Here is a 21,804-nt window from a genome sequence, read left to right on the forward strand (position 1 = left end):
GCTCAGCCTTTCGTGGCGCCGGCCAGCAGGCCGGAGATGAACTGCCGTTGCAGGACCAGGAAGAGGACCATCATCGGCAGGGTGGAAATCGCCGTCCCGGCGAGGATCGCGCCGAAGTCGGTGGCGTTCTGGTTGCCCTGGAGAGTGGCGAGGGCGACGGGCAGGGTGTGCATCTGCGGGCTGCGCAGGGCGACCAGGGGCCAGACGAACTGGTTCCAGGAGCCGAGGAAGAGGAAGATCGCCAGGGCCGCCAGCACCGGCCGCATCACCGGGACGACCACGCTCCAGAGCACCCGGAGCTCCCCCGCGCCGTCGACCCTCGCGGCGTCGAGGAGTTCGTCGGGCAGGCTGCCCAGCGCCTGGCGCATCAGGAAGATCGCGAAGGGCACACAGAGCCCGGGCAGGATGAGCGCCTGGTAGGTGTCGAGCAGGCCGAAGCTCATCATCATCTTGAACAGCGGTACCAGCATGACCTGTTCGGGCACCACGAGGGTGGACAGCAGCAGCGCGAACAGCAGACTCCGGCCCCGGAAGCGGAACTTGGCGAACGCGTAGCCCGCGAGCAGCGCGACGACCAGGGCGCCGAGGGTCTGGGTGCCCGCCACCAGGAGGGAGTTGCCGAGGACGCGCGGCAGGGCGATGCGGTGGTCGAGCCGGCTGAGGTTGTCGCCGAGGCTGCCGCCGGGCGTCAGGGCGGGCGGCCAGTCGAAGATCTCGTTCTCGCTGCGGGTGGTGGAGAGCAGCAGCCAGGTGAAGGGCGCGACGGACAGGCCGGTGACGCCCGCCAGCAGGAAGGTGAGCGGCCAGCCGCGCAGCTTGCTCCGTCTCATCGGTCGCGTTCCCCCATCAGGCGCATCTGGGCCGCGCCGAGCACCGACACCAGCAGCGTGAGCGCGTAGGCGATGGCGGAGGCGTAGCCGAAGTCGAAGTAGCGGAAGCCGTTCTGGTACAGGTACATCGAGACGGTCAGGGTGGCGTTGTCGGGGCCGCCGCCGGTCAACACGTACGGCTCGTCGAAGAGTTGAAGCGTGCCGATGGTGGAGAGCACGACCGTGAACAGCAGGACGGGCCGCAGCGCGGGGACGGTGACGGCGGTGAAGCGGCGCAGCGGTCCGGCGCCGTCGACCATCGCGGCCTCGTACAGCTCGCGCGGGACGGACTGCAGCCCGGCCAGGTAGATGACGGCGTTGTAGCCGGTGTAGTGCCAGGTCAGGACGAGGACGACGGACATCCGCGCCCAGAAGGGCTGCCCGAGCCAGTCGACGGCTGGCAGGCCCACGGCCTCCAGGAGGTGGTTGACGGCGCCGTCCCGGGTGCGCAGCAGGAAGGAGAACATCACGCCGGTGGCGACCAGGCCCGTGACGGCGGGCATGAAGACGCCGAGGCGCCACACCGTGCGCCAGCGCACCAGGGCGGTGTTGAGGCCGAGGGCGGCGAGCAGGGCGAGGCCGAGCATCAGCGGCACCTGGACGACCAGCATCTCGCCGGTGTTGCGCAGGGCCGTCCAGAACAGCGGATCGTCCAGCAGGCGGCGGTAGTTGGCGAGGCCGTCGCCCTGGCCGGGGCCGCCGGGCGCGGTGGTGAAGGAGAGCAGCAGCGAGTCGACGACCGGGTACGCCTTGAACACGGCGAAGGTGAGGAGGGCGGGGGCGAGGAGCAGGTACGGCAGGGCGGTGCGCCGCCACCGGGCCGGCCTCCGGCGGGCGGTGCGCGCGGCGGGGGCTCTTCCGGCGGTGGCGGGCGGGATGGTGGCGGTCATGCGGTGGTGCGTCCGGTCTGCTGGGCGAGCTGCTTGGCGGCGTCCTGGAGGGCGGCGGCCGGGTCGGCCTTGCGCAGGAGGACCTTGACCTGGGCGTCGCTGGCGAGCTTGAGGGCGCGGGCGTAGTCGCCGGAGAAGTTGGTGGGGTCGCCGCCGGCGGTGGCGAGGTCGGCGAAGGTCTTCAGGACGGGCTGGCCGCCGTAGTAGTCGCTGGGCCTGGAATACATCGGGTCGGCGTAGGCGGCGGTGAGGGCGGGGAAGACGCCGCCGGCGGTGAACATGGCGTTGACGGAGGCTGGCCGGGTGAGCGCGTACTCGACGAACTTCCAGGCGGCGCGGCGGCGGGGGCTGGAGGCGGCGACGGCCAGGTGGGTGGAGTTGACCAGGGCGGTGCGCTTTCCGCCCGGGGTGACGGCCGGAGGTGCGGCCAGACGCCAGTTTCCGCTCTGGTCGGGGAACTTGGCCTCGAAGTAGTGGGCGGCCCAGGCGGGCATCGGGGAGACGGCGAACTTGCCGGCCTTCATCAGGTCGACCCAGCCGTGGGCGCCGGGGGCGTCGATGATCGCTCCGGCCTCCTCCAGGCGCTTGACGATGGTCAGGGCGCGGACGGCGGGTTCGGATCCGAGGGTGATCCTTCCCTGGAGGTCGAAGTAGAAGGCGCCCTGGAGCTGCATGAGGGACTGCAGGAAGTCCAGGTCGGGGTCGGGGCTGGCGGCCTTGTTGAGCTCGAGGAGGGCGACGCCGGGGTTGGCGGCCTTGAAGCGGTCGGCGACGGCGAGGAGGTCGTCCCAGGTGGCGAACGTGGTGGGATCGATCCCGGCCTTGTCGAAGTAGTCCTTGCGGTAGAAGAAGCCGAGCGGGTTGGTCTCCCAGGGCAGGGCGCGGGCGCGGCCGTCCTTGCCGATGACGACGGGCCAGACGCCCTTGGCGAACTTGTCCCGGTGGGCGTCCGCGCCGAGGGCGGAGAGGTCGGCGAGGCCCGCGGGGAACTTGTCCATGTACCCGGGGAGGTAGTCGCCGCCGATGTGCAGCACGTCCCCGAGGCCCTGGCCGCCGGCCGCGAGGCCCACGGTGATCTTGTCCCAGATGGCGGGCTCGCCGATGTCCTGGACCTCGACCTTGATCCCCGGGTTGTCCTTCTCGAACGCGGGGACGACGGCGCGCAGCGCGGCGGCGGCCGTAGCCCAGGACCAGACGGTGACGGTGCCCGTCTCGGCGTCCCCGCCGGAGCCGCCGTCCGAACCGGAGCCGCAGGCCGCGAGGGCGCCGCCGGCGGCCAGGGCGAGCAGGCCCGCTCCGGAGGATCGGAGCAGGTCGCGGCGAGAAAGGTGTGACATTGTATTCCTCTCTACGGAACGGCGCGGGACGGGTGGTACGTGGGGGTGGAACGCGGGGTGGAGCGCGAAGCGGGTGAGCGCCTGGCGGAGCGTCAAGCAGGTCACGCGAGCGTTCAAACACACAAAAAAGCCCAGAACCGAACAGGTTCCAACGGGGCGGGAGACAGCAAACGCCAGCGCCCCGTCCCCCGTCAAGACCGCCCCCGCGGCCGGGAGGCCGCGCCTGCACCCCCTCCACGACGGCCCGTGGCCGAACCGTCGAAGCGGCCGTTTCGCATCCCGGCGCGGCGCTACTCTGCTCGGCATGACAACGACCCTTCCGTCCCCGATCACCGAGGCGGCCGCGCTGTCCGTCGCCGGCGAAGGGGCCCAGCGGTACGAACTGGGCTCGGCGCTGATCGCGGCCGGGGCGGACGCCACCGTCGTCCTGGTCGAGGCCGGGGACCACGGCCCCTGGCGCGAGGGCGTGCAGGACGCGGCCACCGTGGTGCTGCGCGGCACGCCGGTGACGGGGCTGCACCCGCGGTTCGTCCACACCGCCGAGCTGCCGATCCACGCCTACGTCCGCCTCGACGGGGCCTGCCTGCCGCTCGGCCGGGCCGTCGCCGCGCGGGCCGAGACCGAGCCTCCCGCGTTCGCCTGGGTCACCCTCCGGCTCGAACGCCCGCTCGGCCGGGCCCTGTTGGACCTCGTCCGGCCGGTGCCGGCGCCCGGGCCGACGCCCGACGTCGACTGGGTGGACGAGGTGGAGGCGGTGCCGCTGCGGGCACTGGAGTCCTTCGCCCTCGGCTGGTTCCCCGCCCGTGATCCGGCCCGTGAAACGGCCCGTGACACGGCCCATGGGGCGGCCCGCGACTCGGCCCGCGACTCGGCCCGCGACTCGACCCGGGAGGCGCCCGAACTCGGCCCGGTGCCACCCGCGTTGGAGGCCTTCCACCGGCTGGCGCGGCTGCGCCCGGCCCTGCTGGAGTTCACCGACCCGGTGCTGGAGCGCCCGCGCCGCGCCTCCGGGCCGCTCGGGGGCCGGCTGGTGTTCGCCGAGTGGCACGACGGCGGGATGGACTGGTCCGTCCCCTGGCCGCCGGAGGGCCCCGCCAAGGCCGACCCCCGGGTGTGGCACACCTGGCACGGCGAGGACCCGTACGGGGAGCCGGAGAGCGGCGTCGAGGCGGAGCCGCTGAGCCGCTTCCTGCTCCAGTTCACCCTGTACGAGGCGGTCAACTCGGCGCCGTACCAAGCCTGGACGTCGAACGCGCCGGCCGCTCTGCTGGCCCCGCTGCTACGGCTGCTGCGGCCCGTCCCGCTGAGCCCGCACCTGCCGGCGCACTACGCGGTGCGCTTCCACGTGGGGCCGGGGCTGATCGCGGGCGTCAGCGGGGAGGGGCGGGAGGCCCTCGTCACCTTCGGTGCTCTTCACCGCGCCGTGTTGACGCCGCTGGCCGACCGCGGGTTCGAGTGGCGGCGCTTCGACGGGTGAGGTGTCTGCCGTGGTCCGGCCCGGCTCAGAACGCGGCGGCGACCGCCGGAGTTCCCGTCAACTCCACTCCCGCGTCCCCGAGTTCGCCGATCGCGGCGAGCGTGCCGTGCGGGGCGCGGCCGGCCGTGCGGTCGAGCGGGACGCGGGTGGCGAAGCCCGCCCGTACGGCGTCCAGGGCGGTGGCCCTCACGCAGGGGTCCACCGCGGCGCCGACGATGTCCACCGCGTCCACGCCCCGGTCGTGCAGCCAGTCGGCGAGCGGGGTGCCGTCCTCGGAGTAGCCCTCGAAACCGCTCGGGGAGGCGCTGCGGACGCCGTGGAGGAACACCTCGTCGACGGCTCCGGCCTCGACGGCGGTCGCGAACGCGGGATGGAAGTCGGTGCCGTCACTGCCGGCCACCACCCTGGTCCAGCCCTCCCGCCCGGGCCCCTGGATCAGCCGGACCAACTCCGCGATGGCCCGGGCCCGTTCGGCCCCGTCGTCCACGGGACCGCTTCCGCCCTCGCAGCAGTCCCTCTGCACGTCGACCACGACCAGTGCACGCGTCATCGGCTGGCTCTCCCTCTCCGGAGGTGGATGGCGGGCCCAGCTTGCCGGGTCGACCGAGCGTAGACGAAGCGGCGGCCCGACAGTTCACCCGAACGGGTAAGTCCGCTCCTCGGGGACACCCGGGGTGACGACACGCGGCCGCGCGGGAGGCCGGACGAACCGACCTCCCGCGCGGCGTGAGCCGAAAGACACGGCCTCGGTCGCTGCGCGACCGGTGAGGGTCAGAGCAGGGCGTCCTGGCTCTCGCACTTGAAGGAGCCGCTGGCGGTGCCCGTGGCGCCCGTCATCTGGGCGGCCGGCAGGTTGGTGAACTTCACCGTGTCGACGGTGCGGCTGGCCGAGGCGCCGACCGCGCTCTGGGCGGTCCAGACGGTGGCGCCGGCGTCCTCGCCCTCGGTCAGGACCATGCCCATCTTGCCCGCGCCGTCGAAGGTGACGATGAGGCCGAGCTTCTTGGCGCCGGTCTTGTTCTCGCCGGTCAGCACCAGCTTGCCGCTGGTGTCCTTGGCACCCAGGCAGTTGACCTCGGCGAAGGTGTAGGTGGCGCCGCCCTTGCCCGTGATGACCACGGTGTTGGTGCCGGCGGCACCGCCCGCCGGGGCCGCGGTGGCCGCCGGGGTGGTGGGCGCGGCGGCGGCGGTGGTGGGAGCCGCGGCGGCGGTGGTCGGGGCGGCGGCAGCGGCACTGGTGGGCGCGGCGGCGGCCGAGGTCGGGGCGGCGGTGTCGCTCTTGGCGTCGTCGTTGCAGGCGGTGAGCAGGAAAGCGGAGGCACCGACGAGCGCGACGGCACCAACACGGGTCATTCGAATCATGGTGAGACAGTAATGCTTTCGTGTGACGGGACGTTCCTCTTTTTCCCCCCGCTTCGTCCCGATCACGCAACGGTCCGAAAACGGAATGGACCCTACCGCCCGACCTCCCGCTGCCGGAAATCCTCCACCGTCTCCCGCCGCAGCAGCAGCCGCGCCCGCCCGTCCCGCACCGCCACCACGGCCGGACGGCCCACCAGGTTGTAGCCGGACGCCATCGACAGCTGGTACGCGCCAGCCGCCGGAACGGCCAGCAGGTCCCCCGGGCGCAGGTCCGCCGGAAGCACCGCGTCGCGCACCAGCACGTCCCCCGCCTCGCAGTGACGGCCGACCACGTCCACCCGGACCGTGCCCGCCTCCGAGCGGCGGCCCACCGGGCGCACCGCGTACGGGGAGCCGTACAGCGCGGGGCGCGGGTTGTCGCTCATGCCGCCGTCCACGGCCACGAAGCCGTGCCCGTCCGCGGTGTGCTTGACCGACAGGACCCGGTACACGGCGACGGCCGCCGGGCCCGCGATCGCCCGCCCCGGCTCGACGATCAGGCGCGGCACCTCCAGGCCCGCCTCGGCGCAGCGCACGGCGAGGCGGTCGGTGAGCCCGACGGCGAAGGCGGCCAGGTCCAGCTCCTCGTCACCGGGCAGGTAGCGGATGCCGTGCCCGCCGCCCAGGTCCAGCTCGGGCAGCTCGACGCCGTGGCGGTCCCTCACCTGGGCGAGCAGGCGCACCAGGGTGTCGACGGCCTGGAGGTACGGCTCGGCGGAGGTGATCTGCGAGCCCAAGTGGCAGTGCAGGCCCACCAGTTCCAGGCCCGGCTGGTCCAGGACACGGGCGATCGCGTCGGCCGCGTCCCCGCCCTCCACGGAGAAGCCGAACTTCTGCCCGCCCACACCGGTCCGCACCGCCGCGTGGTGCCCGGCGGCGATGCCGGGCACGACCCGGACCAGTACCTTCTGCGGCACGTCGGCCGCGACCAGGGCCGCCAGCCGGGCGATCTCGGCGGGGCCGTCGATCACGATCCGCCCGACCCGCAGCCGGCGCGCCAGCCGCAGCTCCTCCGGCGACTTGGCGTTGCCGTGCAGCAGGATCCGCTCCGCCGGGAAGCCCGCCGAGACGGCCAGCCACAGCTCGCCGGAGGAGCAGACGTCCAGGCCCAGACCCTCCTCGGCGACCCAGTCGGCCATCGCGCTGCACAGGAACGCCTTGGCGGCGTACAGGACTTCGGCGTGCGGCAGGGCGCGCCGGTACGCGCGGGCGCGGCTGCGGACCTCCGCCTCGTCCAGGACGTACAGCGGGGTGCCGAACCGCTCGGCGGCCTCCGCCAGTCCGACCCCGCCGACCAGCACCTCGCCGGACGGCCCGGATCGGGCGGAGGCGGGCCAGGGGCCGCCCAGCGCGTCGGCGGGGGCGGGCGGGGCGATCAGTTGCGTCATGTCGGGTTCTCCGGGGGGTGGGCGGCGGCGGGCGGTGGGGTCAGTCCTCGAAGTGGAGGGCGAAGCGGCAGTGCGCGGGGCGGGTGCGGGCCCGGTCGGGCTCCGGGTCGGTGGCGCGGTCGGTGGCGCGGTCGTGGGTGTCCTCGGGGACGGACGGTCCGGCGGGTGCGGCGGGGACCAGACGGACGGCGCGGGCCGGCAGGCGGTCGGCGGCGGTGACGGTGGCGGTGGTCATGGCGGGCTCCTTGGGTGCGGGGCGCTTCCGTTCCCAGTGGAGCGCGCCCGGGGCCGCTCGGCGCGCGCCTTGACGCAGGGTCTACGGATCGGGGCCGTCCCTTGACGCCCCCCTGACACACCCCCTTCCCGCCGGTGTCAGGGGGCCGTCAAGAAGTGTGCGGACGGCGTCATGGTGGTGTCAGCACCGGTACGGACGGGGGCGTTCCGGGGTTCACTGGAGTCATCCGAAGCGAGGAGCACCGACCCGGAGAACGCGCGCCGGAGAGCGCGCCGGAGAGACGGAGGCGAACGGCCATGACCGGGACCACCCGAGTGATCGTCGGCCTGAGCGGATCACTGAGCAGTCTGGCCGCCCTCTACCACGCCGTCGGCGAGGCGGCCCGCCACGACGCCGTCCTGGTGCCCGTCGCCGCGTGGACGGCGGGCGAACGGGACGGGCTGCGCCCCCTGCGCGAACTGGAGCACGCCGCCCGCCGCCGCCTCGACGTCGCCTTCGAACAGGCCTACGGCGGCTTCCCCTCCGGCCTGGTCATCCACCCGGTCGTCGTCAACGCCGACCCGGGGCACGCCCTCGTCTCCGCCGTCACCGGCCCGCAGGACCTGCTGGTCATCGGCACCGCCACCCGCCGGCGCCTCGACCGGCTGCGCCACAGCACCGTCGCCCGGCACTGCCGCCACCGCGCGGGCTGCCGGGTGGTCGAGGTGTCGCCCTCGGCGCTGCTCACCCGGCTCGAACTGCCCGCCCGCACCGGGGCTCCCCTGCCACTGCTGGCCCGCTGAGGGGCCGGCATCACCCGCCGGGCCCGGGCTCCCGGTTCACGCCGGGTCGCCCAGGTGCGCGCTGAGCCAGCTCAGCGAGGGCGGCAGCAGCCGGTTCCAGGTCGTGAAGTTGTGGCCGCCGCTGTCCACCGTCGCCTGCTCGACGACCAGCGGCGGACGGGCCGCCGCCGCGAACGCGCGCGAGTCGGCGTAGGTGCTCCCGTCCTGCTTGCTGTCGGCGAGCAGGACGGACAGCGCGGGCATCGGCAGATGGGCCAACCGCCAGTTCAGGTCGGCCAGTTCGCGCCGCTGGGCGCTGCCCGCGAACAGGTCCCCGGTGGTCAGGTCCTCGGCCGCCCGGAAGTAGCCGGACAGGGACACCACGGCACCGAACGTCTGCGGGTGCGTCATGCCGAGCTTGACGGCGCAGTAGCCGCCGGTGGAGTCGCCGATCATGCCCAGGCCCCGGCCGCCGTCGAGGACCCGGTAGGAGGCGCGCAGATCGGCGGGCACGTCGGTGGCGAAGTAGGTCTGCGCCTGCGGGCCGCCCGGGACGTCCTCGCACTCGCTGTCGCGGGGCATCGAGGGCGAGGGGCGCATCAGCACCAGGACGGTCGGCTTCATCGCCCCCTGGCGCAGCAGGTCCAGCTCGTGCGCGGGGTAGCGGAGCTTGCCGACCAGGTTGGCGGCGTCCCCGGGGAAGCCCGTGAGCGCCAGGACCGCCGGGAAGTGCCGCCCCTCGTAACCGGGCTGGAAGTACTGCGGCGGCAGGTAGACGTAGCCGTCGGTGCTCAGCCCCGTCGTCGTGCCGGGCAGCCGCACCCGGTCCAGCCGCCCCACCTGCGCCGGATCGCGGCCCACGGACCCGGCGCCCGTCACCTCCGCCGTACCGAGCACCTGCACCCCGGGCGGGGCGCCCGCACCCGCGCCCTGGATCACGGCGGCACCGTGCTCGCGGCCGATCAGGTCCGACCAGCTGCTGTAGAACACGAAGTAGTCGTTGACGGCGAGACCGAGCGTGGCCAACAGCACCACCTGGGTGACCAGCACCGTGCCCAGCCGCAGGAACATCGCGGGCCAGCTGCGCACGGCCAGCCGGGGCCAGACCCACAGCGTGCCCAGCACCGTGAGCACCGCGAGCAGCGCCACCAGGGCGATCAGTTTGTGGCTGGTGAGTCCCATCCGTCCGGCCTCCCCTACCAGGGTGGACCACGCCCACGGTTTCGGCCCTCCCGCCCGGCCGAACCTCTACACGACTGTCGAGCTCATGGCGCCCCGGAGCTATGCTGTTCGGAGGCGCAGCACCGGGCCCGGGCGCACCCTTCCATCCATTCTGACGCCGCGTCAACTCCCCACGTGTCTCCACGTGCCCCCGGCCGCCCACGGCCGTTGTACCGGAGGTGAGTCGCCGAACCCGTCCGCAGCCACCGGCACGCCGGCCGAGGAAGAGGTCCCGTATGTCCACATCCCGGTTCCGACCACGGCCCGGCGAAGCACTGGCGCTGATCAGCGCACTCGGACTGCTCCTGACGGAGGAGATCGCCCTCACCCTCGCCGAGGAGGACCAGCGCCCGGTCATCGGCGCCTTCCTGGTCGCCGCCTCCGCCACAGGCCTGCTCGTCGCCGCCGCCGTCCTCCTCCACCGCTGGCTCGACACCCGCCGCCCCCTCCCCCTGCCCCCACCCGGCCCCAACGGCCGCGACTACAGCGCCCGCGCCCTCGAAGACTTCCCCATGGACGCCGTCCGCCCCCTCCTCCTCACCGAACACGCGCCCCAGCTGGGCCAGTTGTACTCCGCCTGGATACTCGCCCGTGCCGGCCGGCCCGCCCCCTGGATCGCCCGCCGCCTCGGCATCCCGCTGGCCGTGGCACAGCTGCTGGTCGAGGCGGCCCGGGACTGAGGGCGGAGGCGGGGCGCCGGTCCGACACCCGTCGCCTCAGCGGCGCCGGTCGGGGAGGCTGCCGGCCTGGGCCACCAGGTACGGCAGCAGGCCGCGCTCGGCCAGTGCCAGCCGCCATTCGTCGCGCGCCCGTACCAACTCGCCCGCTCCGCCCGTCTCCTCGGCGGCCTCGCCGGCCTCGTCGGCCCTCGCCCGGGAGGCCGTGTTCAGCAGGCCCAGTCCGCCCACCAGGAGCCCCACCGCCGCCACGGCCGCCGCGATCCAGCCGGCCGCCACCAGGGCGCCCCCGAGGACCTCCAGGTCCTCGGCCAGGCCCATCGCGTACCCGACCAGCAGGAAGATCACGGCGGCGGCCCCCGCGATGACCGGCACTATCACCCCGACCACGCCCCACAGGCCCGACACCCGGCCCCCGCCCGGCGCGTCCACGGGCAGCCGCGACACCGCGTCCGCGTCGGCGCGCAGCGTCGCGTAACGCTCGTACTCGGGTGCGGCGGCGGCCAGCACGAACTCGGCGTTCTCGCGCGCGCTGCGGCGCAGCCGCTCGACGCCGTGCCCGTCGTCGCCACCCTCCCGCAACGCCGCCCGCACCTGCGGGCCGGCGAGCGCCCGGCCGAGCTCGGTCTCGAAGTCGGCCCGGTCCTGCTGCGGCAGTCGAAGCGGCCTGTCCATGCTGCGTCCCCGTTCGCCGATCACCTGCAGGCCAATGTTCTACAGCAGTGTAGAACAAAGGGCCAGACCCGAGCAGCGGCGGGGGGTGTGGGGTCAGGGGCCCGTCAGTTTGGTGCGGCGGGCGTCGGCGGCGGCGGGTGGGGTGGCGCCGATGTTGGTGACGGTGGCGGTGAGGACGGCGTCGGTGGCGGGAATCCAGTTGACGGTCTTGGACTGGACGGCGATCTGGCGGTGCTGGGGGGTGCCGTCGCAGAGGATGTCGGTCTCGGCGGTGCGGCTGGAGCCGAAGCCGATGGAGGAGGTGTCCTGGGGGTCCTTCTGTTCGACGGAGACGGTGAGGGAGCGGGCTTCGTCGGCGACGGTGCACAGGTAGTCGACCTCGACCCGGACCTTTCCGGGCACCTTGGGGTCGATCCGCGCCTCGCCGAGGGTGACGCTGGTGGCGGCCGGGGGCGGGTCCTCCGTGGCCCGGGCGGGGGCGGCGAGGCCGGCGAGGGAGGCGGTGAGGAGCGTGAGGGTGATCCAGCGCTGCACTGCGACCTCCGGGGTCAGGGGACGTGTTGCGCCGACGCTAACCGGACGGCCCGGCTGCCGCGCGCCGGGCCGTCCGATCGTCGTACGGGCGCTGTACGGGCGTCGCACGGCGTCGTACGGGCGTGCCCACCGCCGCCGCAGCCACACCGCCCAGGTGAGCGCCGAGCAGAGGACGTAGGCCCCGAGGAAGCCCAGGTACGGGGCGTCGACGGCGGCTGCGCGACGCGTCAACGCCCGGCGGTGAAGGCCAGCAGCCGTTCGTTGACCAGCTCCGGCCGCTCCAGGTTCAGCCCGTGCCCGGCGCGCTCCACCGTCTCCGCCCGTACGCCCGGGACGAGCCTCGTCACCCGCTCCACCACCTGACGCGGGCGCAGCAGCGCGCTGCGGCGGCCGACCAGCACCAGGACCGGCAGGGCGATCGAGGCCAACTCCTCGTCCGTGAAGGGCCGCGCGGCCGGTCGCGAGGCGGGCTTGTAGCCGCGCATCGCGAGCATCAGCGGGGCGATCATCTCGGGCGGCGCGCTGAGCGCCGGGTTCGCCAACAGCCGCCCGAGGGCCGGGCGGTAGCGCTTCGGGGCGAGCATGCCGAACAGCCCGCCCACCATGTGCGCGTAGAACCGGGCGGGCACCTTCTCGATCCCGCCCGGGTCGAGGGCCGTGACGCCGGCGAGGCGCCCGGGGTCGTGGATCGCCTGGTTCAGGGCCAGCCACCCGCCGTACGAGACGCCCACGAGGTGCACGCGTTCCAGCCCGAGGCCGCTCAGGACCTCGCCGAGCCAGGCCGCGTTCTCCTTCGAGCCTGCGGCCACGACGCGCTGGACGCTGCGCCCGGGGTCGTCCAGGGTGTCGACCGCGTACACCGGGTGGTGCTCCCCCAGCGCCGCGACCTGCGGGTACCAGTTGGACGGGTGCCCGGCGTGCCCGTGCAGCAGCACGACCGGCTCGCCGGCCGCCGCGCCGTAGCGGTGGACGTGCACCGTCCCGTACGCGGTCTCGACGTCGAGCTCCTCGCGCGGGCTCGGCCACAGCTCCATCGCGCGGTCGTACGCCTCCAGGAACTTCGTGCGAGAAGCCTCGCTGACGAAGTGTCCGACGCTGGTCCTGGTCATGATCCCTCCCGGTTTTGATGATATGGTTGTACCACAAAAACATCCGGAGGGAACCCGATGCCGAAGCTGGTGGATCACGAGGAACGGCGGGCCCACATCATCGACGCCCTGCTGCGCTCGGCGGCGGACAGCGGCCTGCACTCCGTCACCATGCGGTCGGTCGCCGTGGAGGCGGGCGTCTCCGTGCGGCTCGTCCAGTACTACTTCGACACCAAGGAACAACTGCTCCTCGCCGCCATGACCCGCCTGGGCGCGCGCATGGGCGAACGCATCCAGCACCGCCTGCGCAGCACCGGCTCGGCCGCCTCGCCGCGCTCCGTGATCGAGGCCGTGCTCCTCGAAGCCGTCCCCACCACCGAGGAGAGCCGCGCCTTCCACCTCATCTACACCGAGTACGCGGTGCTCTCCGTCACCGACCCCACCCTCGGCCCCCTCGCCGCCCCGGACGAGATGGAAGCCTTCCTCACCGCCCAACTCACCGCCGCCCGACTCACCGCTGCCCGCCCCGCCGACGCCTCCTTCGACCCCGGCCACGAAGCCGCCCTGCTCCTTGCCACCTCCGCCGGCCTCGGCCTCAGCGTCCTCCTCGGCCAGCGCACCCCCGAGGACGCGACCGCCGTCCTCCGCTACCACCTCGCGCGCATCCTGCCCGCCTGAAACCCGATGCCGGGAACCGGTGAACTTGCCTCTCCGTCACCGCTGTTGACCGGCACAATGGTGGCATCGTCCGCGAGGAGGCACTGTGCGGGAGGGCGACCACCTCGCCAAGAGATACCGGCTGGACGGGCGCCTCGGGCGCGGCGGCATGAGCCAGGTGTGGCGGGGCCACGACGTCCTGCTCGGCCGCGCGGTCGCCCTGAAGCTGCTGCCCGACGGCGGCAGTACGGAGGAGACGCTCCAGCGTTTCCAGCGCGAGGCGACGATCGGCGCACGGCTCCAGCACCCGGGGATCACCGTGGTGCACGACGTCGGACGGCACAACGGCCGGCTGTTCATCGTGATGGAGCTCCTCCAAGGCCGCGACCTGGCCCACGTACTGGCCGACGCGCCGGACGGCCTGCCCGTCGACCAGGCCCTCGCCCTCGCCCGACAGGCCGCCGAAGCCCTCGCCGCCGCACACGCGCAGGGCGTCGTCCACCGCGACCTCAAGCCCGGCAACCTCTTCCTCACCACCGGAGGCCGGCTGAAGATCTGCGACTTCGGCATCGCCCGCACCGCCGACACCACCGCCGCGCTCACCACCACGGGCCAGCCGATCGGCACCCCGCTCTACATGGCCCCGGAACAGTGGCGCGGCGGGCACATCGACACCCGGTGCGACCTGTACGCGCTGGGCTGCGTCCTCCACGCCCTGCTGACGGGGGCACCGCCCTTCCGCGCCACCGGCGGGCAGGTGTGGGCGCTGATGCACCGGCACCTGGAGGAGGTGCCGCGCAGCCTGCGGTCCATCCGGGCCGAAGTCCCCGCCGAAGTCGACCAGTTGGTCGCGGCGCTGCTGGCCAAGACGCCCGGCGACCGGCCGACCGTCACCGAGACGATCGCCACCCTCACCCGCGCGAGCACCCCACCGGCGGCCGAGCCCGCGCCGACCGTCAACGCCGCCGCACCGGCCTCCGCCCACCGCAGAGCGGTCACTCGGGCTCGAACCGACTCCGGACCCCAGCAGACACCCTTGAGGCCGGCCATCCTGACGAACAGGTTCCCGGTGTGGCTCCCCAGGTTCGTCGGGTGCAGCCGGCTGAGGGTCGCCGTCTGGTACCACGGGAACGGCTCGACCGTGCAAGCGGGCGAACCACTGCTGAGGATCACCGCCGACGAGGACGCCGTCGACATCCGCTCGCCCGTCACCGGCGTCGTCATCGCCGTCATCGCCGACGAGGACACCGCCGTCCGCCCCGGCTCCCTCCTCTGCCTCATCAACACCGCGCCGGGCCGGCCCCGGCAGCCCTGAACCTCACCGGGCCCGCCGCGTGTCGACTGCGCGGCGGGCCCGGGGTGTTCAGGGTGCGGGGCGTTCAGGAAGCTGGGCGGTCAGGAGGCGGCGAGCCAGGCGGCGGGGCCGCCGATCTGGGTCCAGTTGGTGCCGCCCTGCCACTGGTACACGGCGTTGCGGTCCGGGGTCAGGCCGTAGACCGTGCCGGCGCCGTCGACGGTGAACTCCGCGCCGGGGCCGCCGATGCGGGCCCAGGTGCCGGTGTAGCGCCAGACGTCGCCGGTGGCGGGGTTGGTGGCAAGCAGGAAGCTGCCGCCGCCCGCGACGAGGTTGCTCGCGGGGCCGCCGATCTGGGTCCAGTTCGTCCCGCCCTGCCACTGGTACACGGCGTTGCGGTCCGGGGTCAGGCCGTAGACCGTGCCCGAGCCGTCGACGGCGAACTGGGCGCCGGGGCCGCCGATGCGGGTCCAGTTGGAGGGGGTGCCGGTGTAGCGCCAGACGTCGCCGGTGGTGGGGTTGGTGGCGATCAGGGTGTCGCCGCCGCCAGCGACGATGTGGGCGGCGGGGCCACCGATCTGGATCCAGTTGGTGCCGCCCTGCCACTGGAACACGCCGCTGCCGTCGGGGCTGAGCCCGTACAGGTGGCGGCTGCCGTCGATGGCGAACTCGCGGCCCGGGCCGCCGATGCGCGCCCAGGAGCTGCCGTCGTAGGTGTAGACATCGCCGTTGGACGGGTTGGTGGCGACCAGCGCGCCCCCGCCGGAGACGATGGTGGCGGCCGGGCCGCCGACCTGCGTCCAGGTGGCGCCGTTCCAGCTGAAGACACCGCTGCGGTCGGGGCTGAGCCCGAACAGCACGGTGGAGGCCGTGATCGGGTCCACCGGCCGCAGTGCGGAGGCGGCGGCGGTGACGGTCACGGTCGCGGTGTCGGCCTGGGCCGGCACCGCGACCAGCGGGGCGGTCCCGAGCGCGAGCGCGAGGCCGGCGAGGAGGAGCTTGCGGGTAGTGGCGCGGAGAATCATCGCTTCCAACCTTCTGAGTGGGGTGGGAGTGCTCCGTGTGCTCCGTGTGCTCCGTGCAAAGGCATGTGGCGTGCACATGCCAGTCAGAATTCTCACCCGCCCACCGGCGCCCTGTCCTACGCCGATCGACGCATTGCCAACCCGCCCCGCCCGGGGTACAAGCCTTCCCGTCCGCCCTCGGCCGGCCTCCAGGCCGAGGACGGCGAGCGCCCGCTCGACGCGTTCCGCCCCCATGCCGGCCTCCCCTCTCGGCCGGGTGTTCCCAGCCAAGCATGCCGCCCCGCCGCGCAAGTTCGCGCGGCGGGGCGGAAGTTGAGGAACCGACGAGCCGTCAGCGACCCGCGCCGACCTTGGCGCGCTCGCCGGAGCGCTCGTCCTCGCCCTGGTCGTCGTCGTCCTCGGACCAGCCGTCGCTGCGGTCGCGGTAGAGGGTGAACCTGTCGTAGAGCACCGGCGCCGGCACCGGGTTGGCGGCGGTGGCGGGCACCGAGTGGTAGTAGGAGACGGTGATCGTCGTCCGCCCGCCGGGGACGAGGCCCGGGTCGACGTCGAAGACGGCCACACCGTACGGGTACTTGGTGTCGGGGTCCGTCACCGCCGACCAGTGGGCCTTCTCCTTGGCGTCCGGGTCGGCCTTGAAGGTGAGGCGCTGGGTGCGGACGGTGGCCTCGCGCACGCCGTCGGCGTCGGCGGGCAGGTAGACGTCGTCGTGGCCGGCGGTGCCGCCGCCGCCGAGGATGAGGTGGACGGTGCCCTCGGAGGCGTCGATCTGTCGCAGCTCGTCGTCGACGACGGCCGGGGTGAGCAGGCCACCCGGCTCGGTGCCGCGCACGGGGTGGGTGCGCTCGTAGTCGTGGTCGTGGCCGGCGAGGACGAGGTCGACGGAGTAGCGGTCGAGCAGCGGCAGCAGGTGCTCGCGCAGGCCCATGTCGCCGCCGTGGCTGGCGGCGGAGGAGGACATCGCGAACTGGTGCAGGTTGACGACGATCCAGTCGACCGAGCTGCCGCGCCGGGCCTGCTTCAGCACCCGCTCCAGCCAGCGCAGTTGGGCGCCCGCGCTGTAGCCGCTGATGTAGATGGACTGGCCGGTGGCCGGGTCGAGGCTGGCGTCGTCCTCGACGACGATCTCGTTGCCGTCGAGGCTGACGAACAGCACCGAACCGACCTGGAAGCTGTACCAGTTGCCGCAGAAGTCGCGGGTGCCGTTGCCGGGCAGCTCGAAGCGCGTCCGGTAGGAGGCGTACCCGAGGTCGCCGCCGCCGGCCTCGACCTCGTGGTTGCCGGGGGCCGGCATCCACGGGCGGTTCGCGGCGGACTTGCCCATGTTGTTCATGAACGCGTTCCACGCCTGCGGCTGCAGCTGCGGGTTGTTGTTGGCGTACGCGAGGTCGCCGTTGAGCAGGTGGAACAGCGGGGCGAACTGCTCGACCTGCCGCACGGCGGCGTTGCCGTGGATCGAGGACTTCTTGAACACGTTGTCGCCGGTGCCGAGGTCGCCGAAGCTGGTGAACCGGAAGGCGGCGCGGCCACGGGCGGGCGCGGTGCGGAAGGTGCCGCGCACGGGCTCGGCGCCGTCGTGCAGCACCTCGTAGACGTAGGTGGTGTCGGGGGTGAGCCCGTCGAGGCGGGCGTGGTGGGTGAAGGTCTCGACCTTGTTGAGGCCGTCGACGTAGCTGCGGCTGCGGGCGTCGACGCTGCGCCCGGCGCCGGTGCGCGGGGTGCCGATGCGGACCCGGGGGCGCCGCACGGTGGCGGCGGTGGCCCAGGAGACGGTCATCTGACGGGAGGGCTCGTCGCCCCACTGGAGGTGGATCTGCTCCGGGCCGGGCGTGCCGGCGACGGCGGGCTGCGTCCAGAGGAGGGTGGACGCGGGGATCGCGGCGAGCGCGCCGACCGCCGTACCCGTCCGAAGGACCGTTCTACGCGAAGGTTGTGCCACCACTGCTGCCTCCTGTGCTCCGATAAACGCCGAGGAGGCTCCCAGTCGGATCGCACATTCGGACCAATCCCGACCGTGCTTACGGCGAACGGTAGTTGAACGGTGGCCTGTCTCCTTGACATGGAGTCGGAGTGACTCCGGCACGGCGGCGGCTTGGAGGCGGCATGGAGGCGGCATGCGGTGCGGCCGGATGGCCGCGGGCCGGCGGGGTGGTCCCGGGCGGCCGGACGGGTGACCTGTCGGACGTGTCGTCGGCGGCGCGCCCGGCCCGGCGTGCGTCGGTGGGAGTGCGCCGCCTCCGGACGGCGCAAGCCCTGTCCCCTCATCTGAGAGCCGCCCATGCCTCCCACCGCTCGCTTCCGCCGCCGCTTCCTCCCCACCGCGCTGTGCGCCATCGCCGTGGTCCTCGCCGCCCCCGCGGCCCACGCCGCACCCCCGGGGGGCGACGGCGGGGGGCCGACCGGCGGGACCGGTGGTGGACACCGCGGCGGACCGTACGACTGGGAGAGCGTGGCGGCCTGCGAGAGCAGCGGCGACTGGCACGTCAACACCGGCAACGGCTACTTCGGGGGCCTCCAGTTCGACGCCCCGACCTGGCGCGAGAACGGCGGGCTGGACTACGCGCCGCGCGCCGACCTCGCCAGCCGCGAGGAGCAGATCGACATCGCCCAGCGCCTGGCCGGGCGCCGGGGGCTGAGCCCCTGGCCGGTCTGCGGGGTGCGCGCGACCCGGGACCACGGCCGGGACGCGGTCCTGCCTCCGCCCGCCGCCGCGGCTGCCCCAGTCGCCCCGGCACCGGCACCGGCACCGGCACCGGCCGAGGCGAGCGGCCGGTGGACCGTCCGCGAGGAGGACACCCTCACCGACCTCGCCGCCGCCCTGCGCGTGCCCGGCGGCTGGCCGGCGCTCTACGCGCTCAACCGGACGGCCGTCGGCGAGGACCCGGACCTCATCCGGCCCGGTCTCGTCCTGCGCGTCCCGCCGTCGAACTGACTCCGTCGAACTGGATCCGTCGAACCGGCTCCGTCGGACGCCGCCCACGCCCGGGCCCTGGACGGGCGCGGGCGGCGTCGCACCGTCAGGGCGCCGCGCCGTCAGCGGGCCGCACCATCAGGGCGCCGACCAGCCCAGGTCGCGCCGGGACAGGTGGACGATCCCCGGCAGCGGGAAGAGCAGCAGGAACAGGTTCGGCGCCCACCAGCTGAGCGTGAAGTCCCCGCGCAGCGCCCAGAAGGCGAGGGCCTGGAGCCCGGCGGTGCTGGTGAGGACCAGCGAGATCAGCATCAGCGGCCGGACGGCTGCGCGCCCGCCCCGACAGGCCGTCAGCAGGGCGGCGAGCCCGGTCAGGCTGGCGAGCAGGTCCAGCGGCAGGAACGAGTAGTTCCAGTCGGCGAGGATCGGATCGTCGTAGTCCCGGTACGCGTACCGGGCGGGGAGGAGGGCGGTCACGGTGACCGCCCAGTACGCAAGGAAGCCGAGGTCGGTCAGGGCCATCGACACCTTGGTGAACCGCAGGACGCACCCGCCGTGCTCAGCTGCCACGGCGCACCAGCTCCACGATCAGGGCCCGCAGTTCGCGGTGCAGTGCGTCGTGCGGCGGGCTGAGGTCGAGCAGTCGCGCCGACCACCAGCCGTCGACGGCCATCCGCACCAGGGTGGCCGTGGCCGGGTCGAGCCCGTCCTCCTCCAGCCGCCGCTGCCAGCGCGCGTACCGCTCGCGCAGCCCGTCCAGCACCTCGGGACCGCCGGCGGCGGCGAGCAGGGCGACGGGCACCTGGTCGACGCCGCTGGTGTCCCCGGCGGGGGACTCGGGCGGGATGGTCGCGTCCAGCCAGGCCAGCGCGAACGCCCCCGGCGGCGCCCCGGGCCCGGGCAGCACCGCCTCGAAGCGGTCGGCCAGCCGACCGACCACGCCCTCCACCAGCGCCCGCTTGCTCGGGAAGTGGTGCAGCAGCCCGCCCTTGCTCACCCCCGCCTCGGCGGCCACCGCGTCCAGCCGTACGGCGTCCACGCCGCCCCGGACGAGCAGCCTCTCGACCGCGTCCAGCAGTTGATCCCTCATGGGTCCCCACCCGATTCGCCTACGTCGGACCGTCCAGACGGTCGGTCCTGTCGAGTCGTCACCCTAGCAGCCGCCGGCGCCCTGCGGGCGGGCCTCGGGACTACTCCAGTAGTGGCACTACTGGAGTAGTCCCGCCCCGCCCGCAGGGGCGGAACTACGGATGTAGTGGCACTACATCCGTAGTGAAAAGGCGGAGGGCCCGCCCGGTCGAGGAGACCGGACGGGCCCGGGGGGCCAGGGTGGCGGGCCGTCAGCCGACGTGCACGCGCGGGCGGCGACTGCGGTCAGGCTCGGCCTCGCGCAGCACCTCGCGGGTGACCGGCGCGACCTCGCCCTGCCCGAAGAGGAAGAAGCGGAGGAACTGGGCGAAGGGGTTGCCCTCCGTCCACTCGAAGTACAGGTGCGGCTGCTGGCCCGTACGGTCCCGGACGGTGAGCGCCAGCGCGGCGATCGCGTTGGGGATGCTGGAGCTCTCCAGGGTGAGCACCCGGTAGCGGCCGTGCAGGACCTCGCCGCGCACGGTCAGCTCGGCCTCGAAGTCGGAGGCGTCACGGACGGTGACCTCGACGAAGACCAGGTCGTCCTCGCCGGGGATGTCGTTGTCGGCGCGGATCTGGCGGATCTTGTCGCGGTACTCGGCGACGTCCCGGTTGCTGGGCTCGTTGGCGATCAGGCGCAGCGGCCGGTGGGCGTAGTCCCTGACGAAACGTTCCGCCACCTCGTCGAGCACCACGTTCGTCACGCGCAGCTCGAAGGCCCGCCGGAGCCGGGAGAGCAGCGAGACCAGGATGATCCCGGCGATGAAGCAGGCGCCGATCTTGAGGCCGTCGGGGCGCTCCATCACGTTGAGCACGGTGGTGTAGAGGAAGATCGCGGAGATCGCGCCGAAGCCGACGGTCCAGCCGCGCTGGCCCTTCTTGTGCGCGGCGATGGTCACCGCGATGGCCGCCGAGCTGATCAGCACCAGCACGCCGGTGGCGTACGCGCCGCCCTGGGCGTCCACGTCGGCGTCGAAGATCCAGGTGACCAGGAAGCCGATCAGGGTCAGCACGATCACCATCGGGCGCACGGCGCGCGCCCAGTGCGGGGCCATGCCGTAGCGCGGCAGGTAGCGGGGCAGCAGGTTGAGCATGCCCGCCATGGCCGAGGCGCCGGCGAACCAGAGGATGGCGATGGTGGAGAGGTCGTAGACGCTGCCGAAGGCGCCGCCCAGGTACTCGTGCGCCAGGAAGGCGAGCGCGCGGCCGTTGGCCTCGCCGCCCGGCTTGAACTGGTCGGCGGGGATGAGCAGCGTGGTGATGAAGCTGGTGCAGATCAGGAAGACGCTCATGATCACCGCGGAGGTGGTGAGCAGCTTGCGGGCCCCGCGGATGCGGCCGGTGGGCTTGGCGTCGGTGTCGTCCGGGTCCCCTTCGATGTGCGGCATCACGGCGACGCCGGTCTCGAAGCCGGACAGGCCGAGCGCCAGCTTCGGGAAGGTCACCAGGGCGACGCCGACCATGATGACGGGGTTGCCGTGCTGGGCGGTCAGCGCGTCCGTCCAGTCGGTGACCACGTGCGGGGCCTGGAGGATCTGCCAGAGGCCGACGGCGACGACGACCACGTTGAGCGCCAGGTAGGCGCCGACGAGGAAGACGGCCAGGCCGATCGCCTCGCTGAAGCCCTTGAGGAAGACGGCGCCGAGCAGCGCGACCAGCACCATGGTGATCACCACCTGCTTGTCGCCGAGCAGGCTGTTGAGGTGCGGGTTCTCCACCAGGTGGGCGCTGGCGTCGGCGGCGGAGAGGGTGATGGTGATCAGGAAATCCGTCGCCGCGAAGCCCAGCAGGGCCAGGACGAACAGCTTGCCCTTCCAGAAGGAGAGCAGCCGCTCCAGCATCGCGATCGAGCCCTCGCCGCGCGGGCTCTCCTGGGCGACGCGCCGGTAGACCGGGAGCGCGCCGAGCAGGGTGACGATCACCAGCACGATCGTGGCGATCGGCGAGAGGACGCCCGCGGCGAGGGCGGCGATGCCGGGCTGGTAGCCGAGGGTGGAGAAGTAGTCGAGGCCCGTCAGGCACATGACCCGCCACCAGCGCTGTCCGGTGTGTCCGCCGTGCGCCTCGGCCTCGGTGTGGGCGGCGGAGTCCCCCGGCTCCGTGCCGCCCGCGGTCCGCCGGGACTTCGGCGCGGGCTTCTCCGCGCTCACGTCCTCGAGCAGCCAGTTGCGAACGCGTATGCGCGCCGACGACGGTTCCGCCGTCGTCGTGTCCGTCGAACCCGACGAAACCACCT

General features: G+C 73.5%; 22 protein-coding genes. 6 read left to right on the forward strand and 16 right to left on the reverse strand.

Going from position 1 to position 21,804, the window contains the following annotated elements:
• Positions 1-2: 2 nt before the first annotated feature.
• The 3 genes from ACIBCA_RS29705 to ACIBCA_RS29715 are packed head-to-tail and all read right to left on the reverse strand — an operon-like array spanning position 3 to position 3,096.
• Positions 3-830, reverse strand: a complete 828-nt coding sequence (locus ACIBCA_RS29705) for a carbohydrate ABC transporter permease (RefSeq protein ID WP_396286100.1) — start codon at positions 828-830, stop codon at positions 3-5.
• Positions 827-1,759 (reverse strand): carbohydrate ABC transporter permease, encoded by a 933-nt coding sequence (locus tag ACIBCA_RS29710; protein WP_396286101.1) that lies wholly within the window; start codon positions 1,757-1,759, stop codon positions 827-829. Before ACIBCA_RS29710 ends, ACIBCA_RS29705 begins: the two co-directional genes overlap by 4 nt.
• Positions 1,756-3,096 carry an ABC transporter substrate-binding protein gene (locus ACIBCA_RS29715; protein ID WP_396286102.1) on the reverse strand — a complete coding sequence of 447 codons (1,341 nt, stop codon included), beginning with the start codon at positions 3,094-3,096 and terminating at the stop codon, positions 1,756-1,758. The genes ACIBCA_RS29710 and ACIBCA_RS29715 overlap by 4 nt, the downstream gene beginning before the upstream one ends.
• A 304-nt stretch (positions 3,097-3,400) precedes the next feature.
• Between ACIBCA_RS29715 and ACIBCA_RS29720 the strand changes: the two genes are divergently transcribed.
• Complete coding sequence (locus tag ACIBCA_RS29720; protein ID WP_396286103.1) at positions 3,401-4,573, forward strand: hypothetical protein; 1,173 nt, start codon at positions 3,401-3,403, stop codon at positions 4,571-4,573.
• A gap of 25 nt (positions 4,574-4,598) precedes the next feature.
• Here the strand turns inward: ACIBCA_RS29720 and ACIBCA_RS29725 are convergent, their stop codons facing one another.
• From ACIBCA_RS29725 to ACIBCA_RS29740, 4 genes are all read right to left on the reverse strand, one after another.
• On the reverse strand, positions 4,599-5,123 hold the full coding sequence (locus ACIBCA_RS29725; protein ID WP_396286104.1) for an isochorismatase family protein: 525 nt from the start codon (positions 5,121-5,123) through the stop codon (positions 4,599-4,601).
• Between the two features lie 221 nt (positions 5,124-5,344).
• Positions 5,345-5,926 (reverse strand): hypothetical protein, encoded by a 582-nt coding sequence (locus ACIBCA_RS29730; protein WP_396286105.1) that lies wholly within the window; start codon positions 5,924-5,926, stop codon positions 5,345-5,347.
• 101 nt (positions 5,927-6,027) lie between these two features.
• Positions 6,028-7,362 carry a diaminopimelate decarboxylase gene (gene lysA, locus ACIBCA_RS29735; RefSeq protein ID WP_396286106.1) on the reverse strand — a complete coding sequence of 445 codons (1,335 nt, stop codon included), beginning with the start codon at positions 7,360-7,362 and terminating at the stop codon, positions 6,028-6,030.
• Between the two features lie 40 nt (positions 7,363-7,402).
• Positions 7,403-7,597, reverse strand: a complete 195-nt coding sequence (locus ACIBCA_RS29740) for a hypothetical protein (protein ID WP_396286107.1) — start codon at positions 7,595-7,597, stop codon at positions 7,403-7,405.
• Positions 7,598-7,893: 296 nt separating this feature from the next.
• Here ACIBCA_RS29740 and ACIBCA_RS29745 point away from each other — a divergent pair, with 296 nt between their 5' ends.
• The gene (locus tag ACIBCA_RS29745; RefSeq protein ID WP_396286108.1) at positions 7,894-8,379 is read left to right on the forward strand and encodes a universal stress protein; all 486 of its coding nucleotides are present in this window, start codon (positions 7,894-7,896) and stop codon (positions 8,377-8,379) included.
• 36 nt (positions 8,380-8,415) lie between these two features.
• Here ACIBCA_RS29745 and ACIBCA_RS29750 read toward each other — a convergent pair whose 3' ends face one another.
• Positions 8,416-9,540 carry an alpha/beta hydrolase gene (locus tag ACIBCA_RS29750; RefSeq protein ID WP_396286109.1) on the reverse strand — a complete coding sequence of 375 codons (1,125 nt, stop codon included), beginning with the start codon at positions 9,538-9,540 and terminating at the stop codon, positions 8,416-8,418.
• Between the two features lie 275 nt (positions 9,541-9,815).
• Between ACIBCA_RS29750 and ACIBCA_RS29755 the strand changes: the two genes are divergently transcribed.
• On the forward strand, positions 9,816-10,259 hold the full coding sequence (locus tag ACIBCA_RS29755; RefSeq protein WP_396286110.1) for a hypothetical protein: 444 nt from the start codon (positions 9,816-9,818) through the stop codon (positions 10,257-10,259).
• A 36-nt stretch (positions 10,260-10,295) separates the two neighbouring features.
• Here ACIBCA_RS29755 and ACIBCA_RS29760 read toward each other — a convergent pair whose 3' ends face one another.
• The 3 genes from ACIBCA_RS29760 to ACIBCA_RS29770 form a co-directional block, all read right to left on the reverse strand.
• Positions 10,296-10,931, reverse strand: a complete 636-nt coding sequence (locus ACIBCA_RS29760; RefSeq protein ID WP_396286111.1) for a hypothetical protein — start codon at positions 10,929-10,931, stop codon at positions 10,296-10,298.
• A gap of 93 nt (positions 10,932-11,024) precedes the next feature.
• On the reverse strand, positions 11,025-11,696 hold the full coding sequence (locus ACIBCA_RS29765; protein ID WP_396286112.1) for a hypothetical protein: 672 nt from the start codon (positions 11,694-11,696) through the stop codon (positions 11,025-11,027).
• Complete coding sequence (locus ACIBCA_RS29770) at positions 11,693-12,574, reverse strand: alpha/beta fold hydrolase (RefSeq protein ID WP_396286113.1); 882 nt, start codon at positions 12,572-12,574, stop codon at positions 11,693-11,695. Before ACIBCA_RS29770 ends, ACIBCA_RS29765 begins: the two co-directional genes overlap by 4 nt.
• Positions 12,575-12,631: 57 nt before the next feature.
• Between ACIBCA_RS29770 and ACIBCA_RS29775 the strand changes: the two genes are divergently transcribed.
• Together ACIBCA_RS29775 and ACIBCA_RS29780 are read left to right on the forward strand one after the other, a co-directional pair.
• Entirely contained in the window at positions 12,632-13,231 is a 600-nt protein-coding gene (locus tag ACIBCA_RS29775; protein WP_396286114.1) for a TetR/AcrR family transcriptional regulator, read from the forward strand.
• 85 nt (positions 13,232-13,316) lie between these two features.
• On the forward strand, positions 13,317-14,525 hold the full coding sequence (locus tag ACIBCA_RS29780; protein ID WP_396286115.1) for a protein kinase: 1,209 nt from the start codon (positions 13,317-13,319) through the stop codon (positions 14,523-14,525).
• 80 nt (positions 14,526-14,605) lie between these two features.
• Here ACIBCA_RS29780 and ACIBCA_RS29785 read toward each other — a convergent pair whose 3' ends face one another.
• Together ACIBCA_RS29785 and ACIBCA_RS29790 are read right to left on the reverse strand one after the other, a co-directional pair.
• Positions 14,606-15,529 (reverse strand): hypothetical protein, encoded by a 924-nt coding sequence (locus tag ACIBCA_RS29785; RefSeq protein WP_396286116.1) that lies wholly within the window; start codon positions 15,527-15,529, stop codon positions 14,606-14,608.
• 331 nt (positions 15,530-15,860) lie between these two features.
• The gene (locus tag ACIBCA_RS29790; RefSeq protein ID WP_396286117.1) at positions 15,861-17,468 is read right to left on the reverse strand and encodes a purple acid phosphatase family protein; all 1,608 of its coding nucleotides are present in this window, start codon (positions 17,466-17,468) and stop codon (positions 15,861-15,863) included.
• A 339-nt stretch (positions 17,469-17,807) separates the two neighbouring features.
• On the opposite strand from ACIBCA_RS29790, the gene ACIBCA_RS29795 reads away from it, so the two are divergent.
• On the forward strand, positions 17,808-18,461 hold the full coding sequence (locus tag ACIBCA_RS29795; protein ID WP_396286118.1) for a transglycosylase family protein: 654 nt from the start codon (positions 17,808-17,810) through the stop codon (positions 18,459-18,461).
• Between the two features lie 117 nt (positions 18,462-18,578).
• Here the strand turns inward: ACIBCA_RS29795 and ACIBCA_RS29800 are convergent, their stop codons facing one another.
• The 3 genes from ACIBCA_RS29800 to ACIBCA_RS29810 form a co-directional block, all read right to left on the reverse strand.
• Complete coding sequence (locus tag ACIBCA_RS29800; RefSeq protein WP_396286119.1) at positions 18,579-19,010, reverse strand: DUF5360 family protein; 432 nt, start codon at positions 19,008-19,010, stop codon at positions 18,579-18,581.
• Positions 19,000-19,530, reverse strand: a complete 531-nt coding sequence (locus ACIBCA_RS29805) for a TetR/AcrR family transcriptional regulator (protein WP_031071525.1) — start codon at positions 19,528-19,530, stop codon at positions 19,000-19,002. Before ACIBCA_RS29805 ends, ACIBCA_RS29800 begins: the two co-directional genes overlap by 11 nt.
• 250 nt (positions 19,531-19,780) lie before the next feature.
• Positions 19,781-21,802: an amino acid transporter gene (locus ACIBCA_RS29810; RefSeq protein WP_396286120.1), complete on the reverse strand. Its 2,022-nt coding sequence runs from the start codon at positions 21,800-21,802 to the stop codon at positions 19,781-19,783.
• Between the last annotated feature and the right edge of the window lie 2 nt (positions 21,803-21,804).

This window comes from Kitasatospora sp. NPDC051170 (assembly GCF_044455705.1).
Lineage (GTDB): Bacteria > Actinomycetota > Actinomycetes > Streptomycetales > Streptomycetaceae > Kitasatospora.

Excerpts from the sequence above, each read along its gene's own strand:
- ACIBCA_RS29720 (WP_396286103.1), top strand. The coding sequence starts at position 3,401 with ATGACAACGACCCTTCCGTCCCCGATCACCGAGGCGGCCGCGCTGTCC.
- ACIBCA_RS29775 (WP_396286114.1), top strand. The coding sequence starts at position 12,632 with ATGCCGAAGCTGGTGGATCACGAGGAACGGCGGGCCCACATCATCGAC.
- ACIBCA_RS29785 (WP_396286116.1), bottom strand. The coding sequence starts at position 15,529 with ATGATTCTCCGCGCCACTACCCGCAAGCTCCTCCTCGCCGGCCTCGCG.
- ACIBCA_RS29730 (WP_396286105.1), bottom strand. The coding sequence starts at position 5,926 with ATGACCCGTGTTGGTGCCGTCGCGCTCGTCGGTGCCTCCGCTTTCCTG.
- ACIBCA_RS29705 (WP_396286100.1), bottom strand. The coding sequence starts at position 830 with ATGAGACGGAGCAAGCTGCGCGGCTGGCCGCTCACCTTCCTGCTGGCG.
- ACIBCA_RS29750 (WP_396286109.1), bottom strand. The coding sequence starts at position 9,540 with ATGGGACTCACCAGCCACAAACTGATCGCCCTGGTGGCGCTGCTCGCG.
- ACIBCA_RS29740 (WP_396286107.1), bottom strand. The coding sequence starts at position 7,597 with ATGACCACCGCCACCGTCACCGCCGCCGACCGCCTGCCGGCCCGCGCC.
- ACIBCA_RS29715 (WP_396286102.1), bottom strand. The coding sequence starts at position 3,096 with ATGTCACACCTTTCTCGCCGCGACCTGCTCCGATCCTCCGGAGCGGGC.
- ACIBCA_RS29760 (WP_396286111.1), bottom strand. The coding sequence starts at position 10,931 with ATGGACAGGCCGCTTCGACTGCCGCAGCAGGACCGGGCCGACTTCGAG.
- ACIBCA_RS29755 (WP_396286110.1), top strand. The coding sequence starts at position 9,816 with ATGTCCACATCCCGGTTCCGACCACGGCCCGGCGAAGCACTGGCGCTG.
- ACIBCA_RS29795 (WP_396286118.1), top strand. The coding sequence starts at position 17,808 with ATGCCTCCCACCGCTCGCTTCCGCCGCCGCTTCCTCCCCACCGCGCTG.
- ACIBCA_RS29770 (WP_396286113.1), bottom strand. The coding sequence starts at position 12,574 with ATGACCAGGACCAGCGTCGGACACTTCGTCAGCGAGGCTTCTCGCACG.
- ACIBCA_RS29805 (WP_031071525.1), bottom strand. The coding sequence starts at position 19,530 with ATGAGGGATCAACTGCTGGACGCGGTCGAGAGGCTGCTCGTCCGGGGC.
- ACIBCA_RS29710 (WP_396286101.1), bottom strand. The coding sequence starts at position 1,759 with ATGACCGCCACCATCCCGCCCGCCACCGCCGGAAGAGCCCCCGCCGCG.
- lysA (WP_396286106.1), bottom strand. The coding sequence starts at position 7,362 with ATGACGCAACTGATCGCCCCGCCCGCCCCCGCCGACGCGCTGGGCGGC.
- ACIBCA_RS29745 (WP_396286108.1), top strand. The coding sequence starts at position 7,894 with ATGACCGGGACCACCCGAGTGATCGTCGGCCTGAGCGGATCACTGAGC.
- ACIBCA_RS29725 (WP_396286104.1), bottom strand. The coding sequence starts at position 5,123 with ATGACGCGTGCACTGGTCGTGGTCGACGTGCAGAGGGACTGCTGCGAG.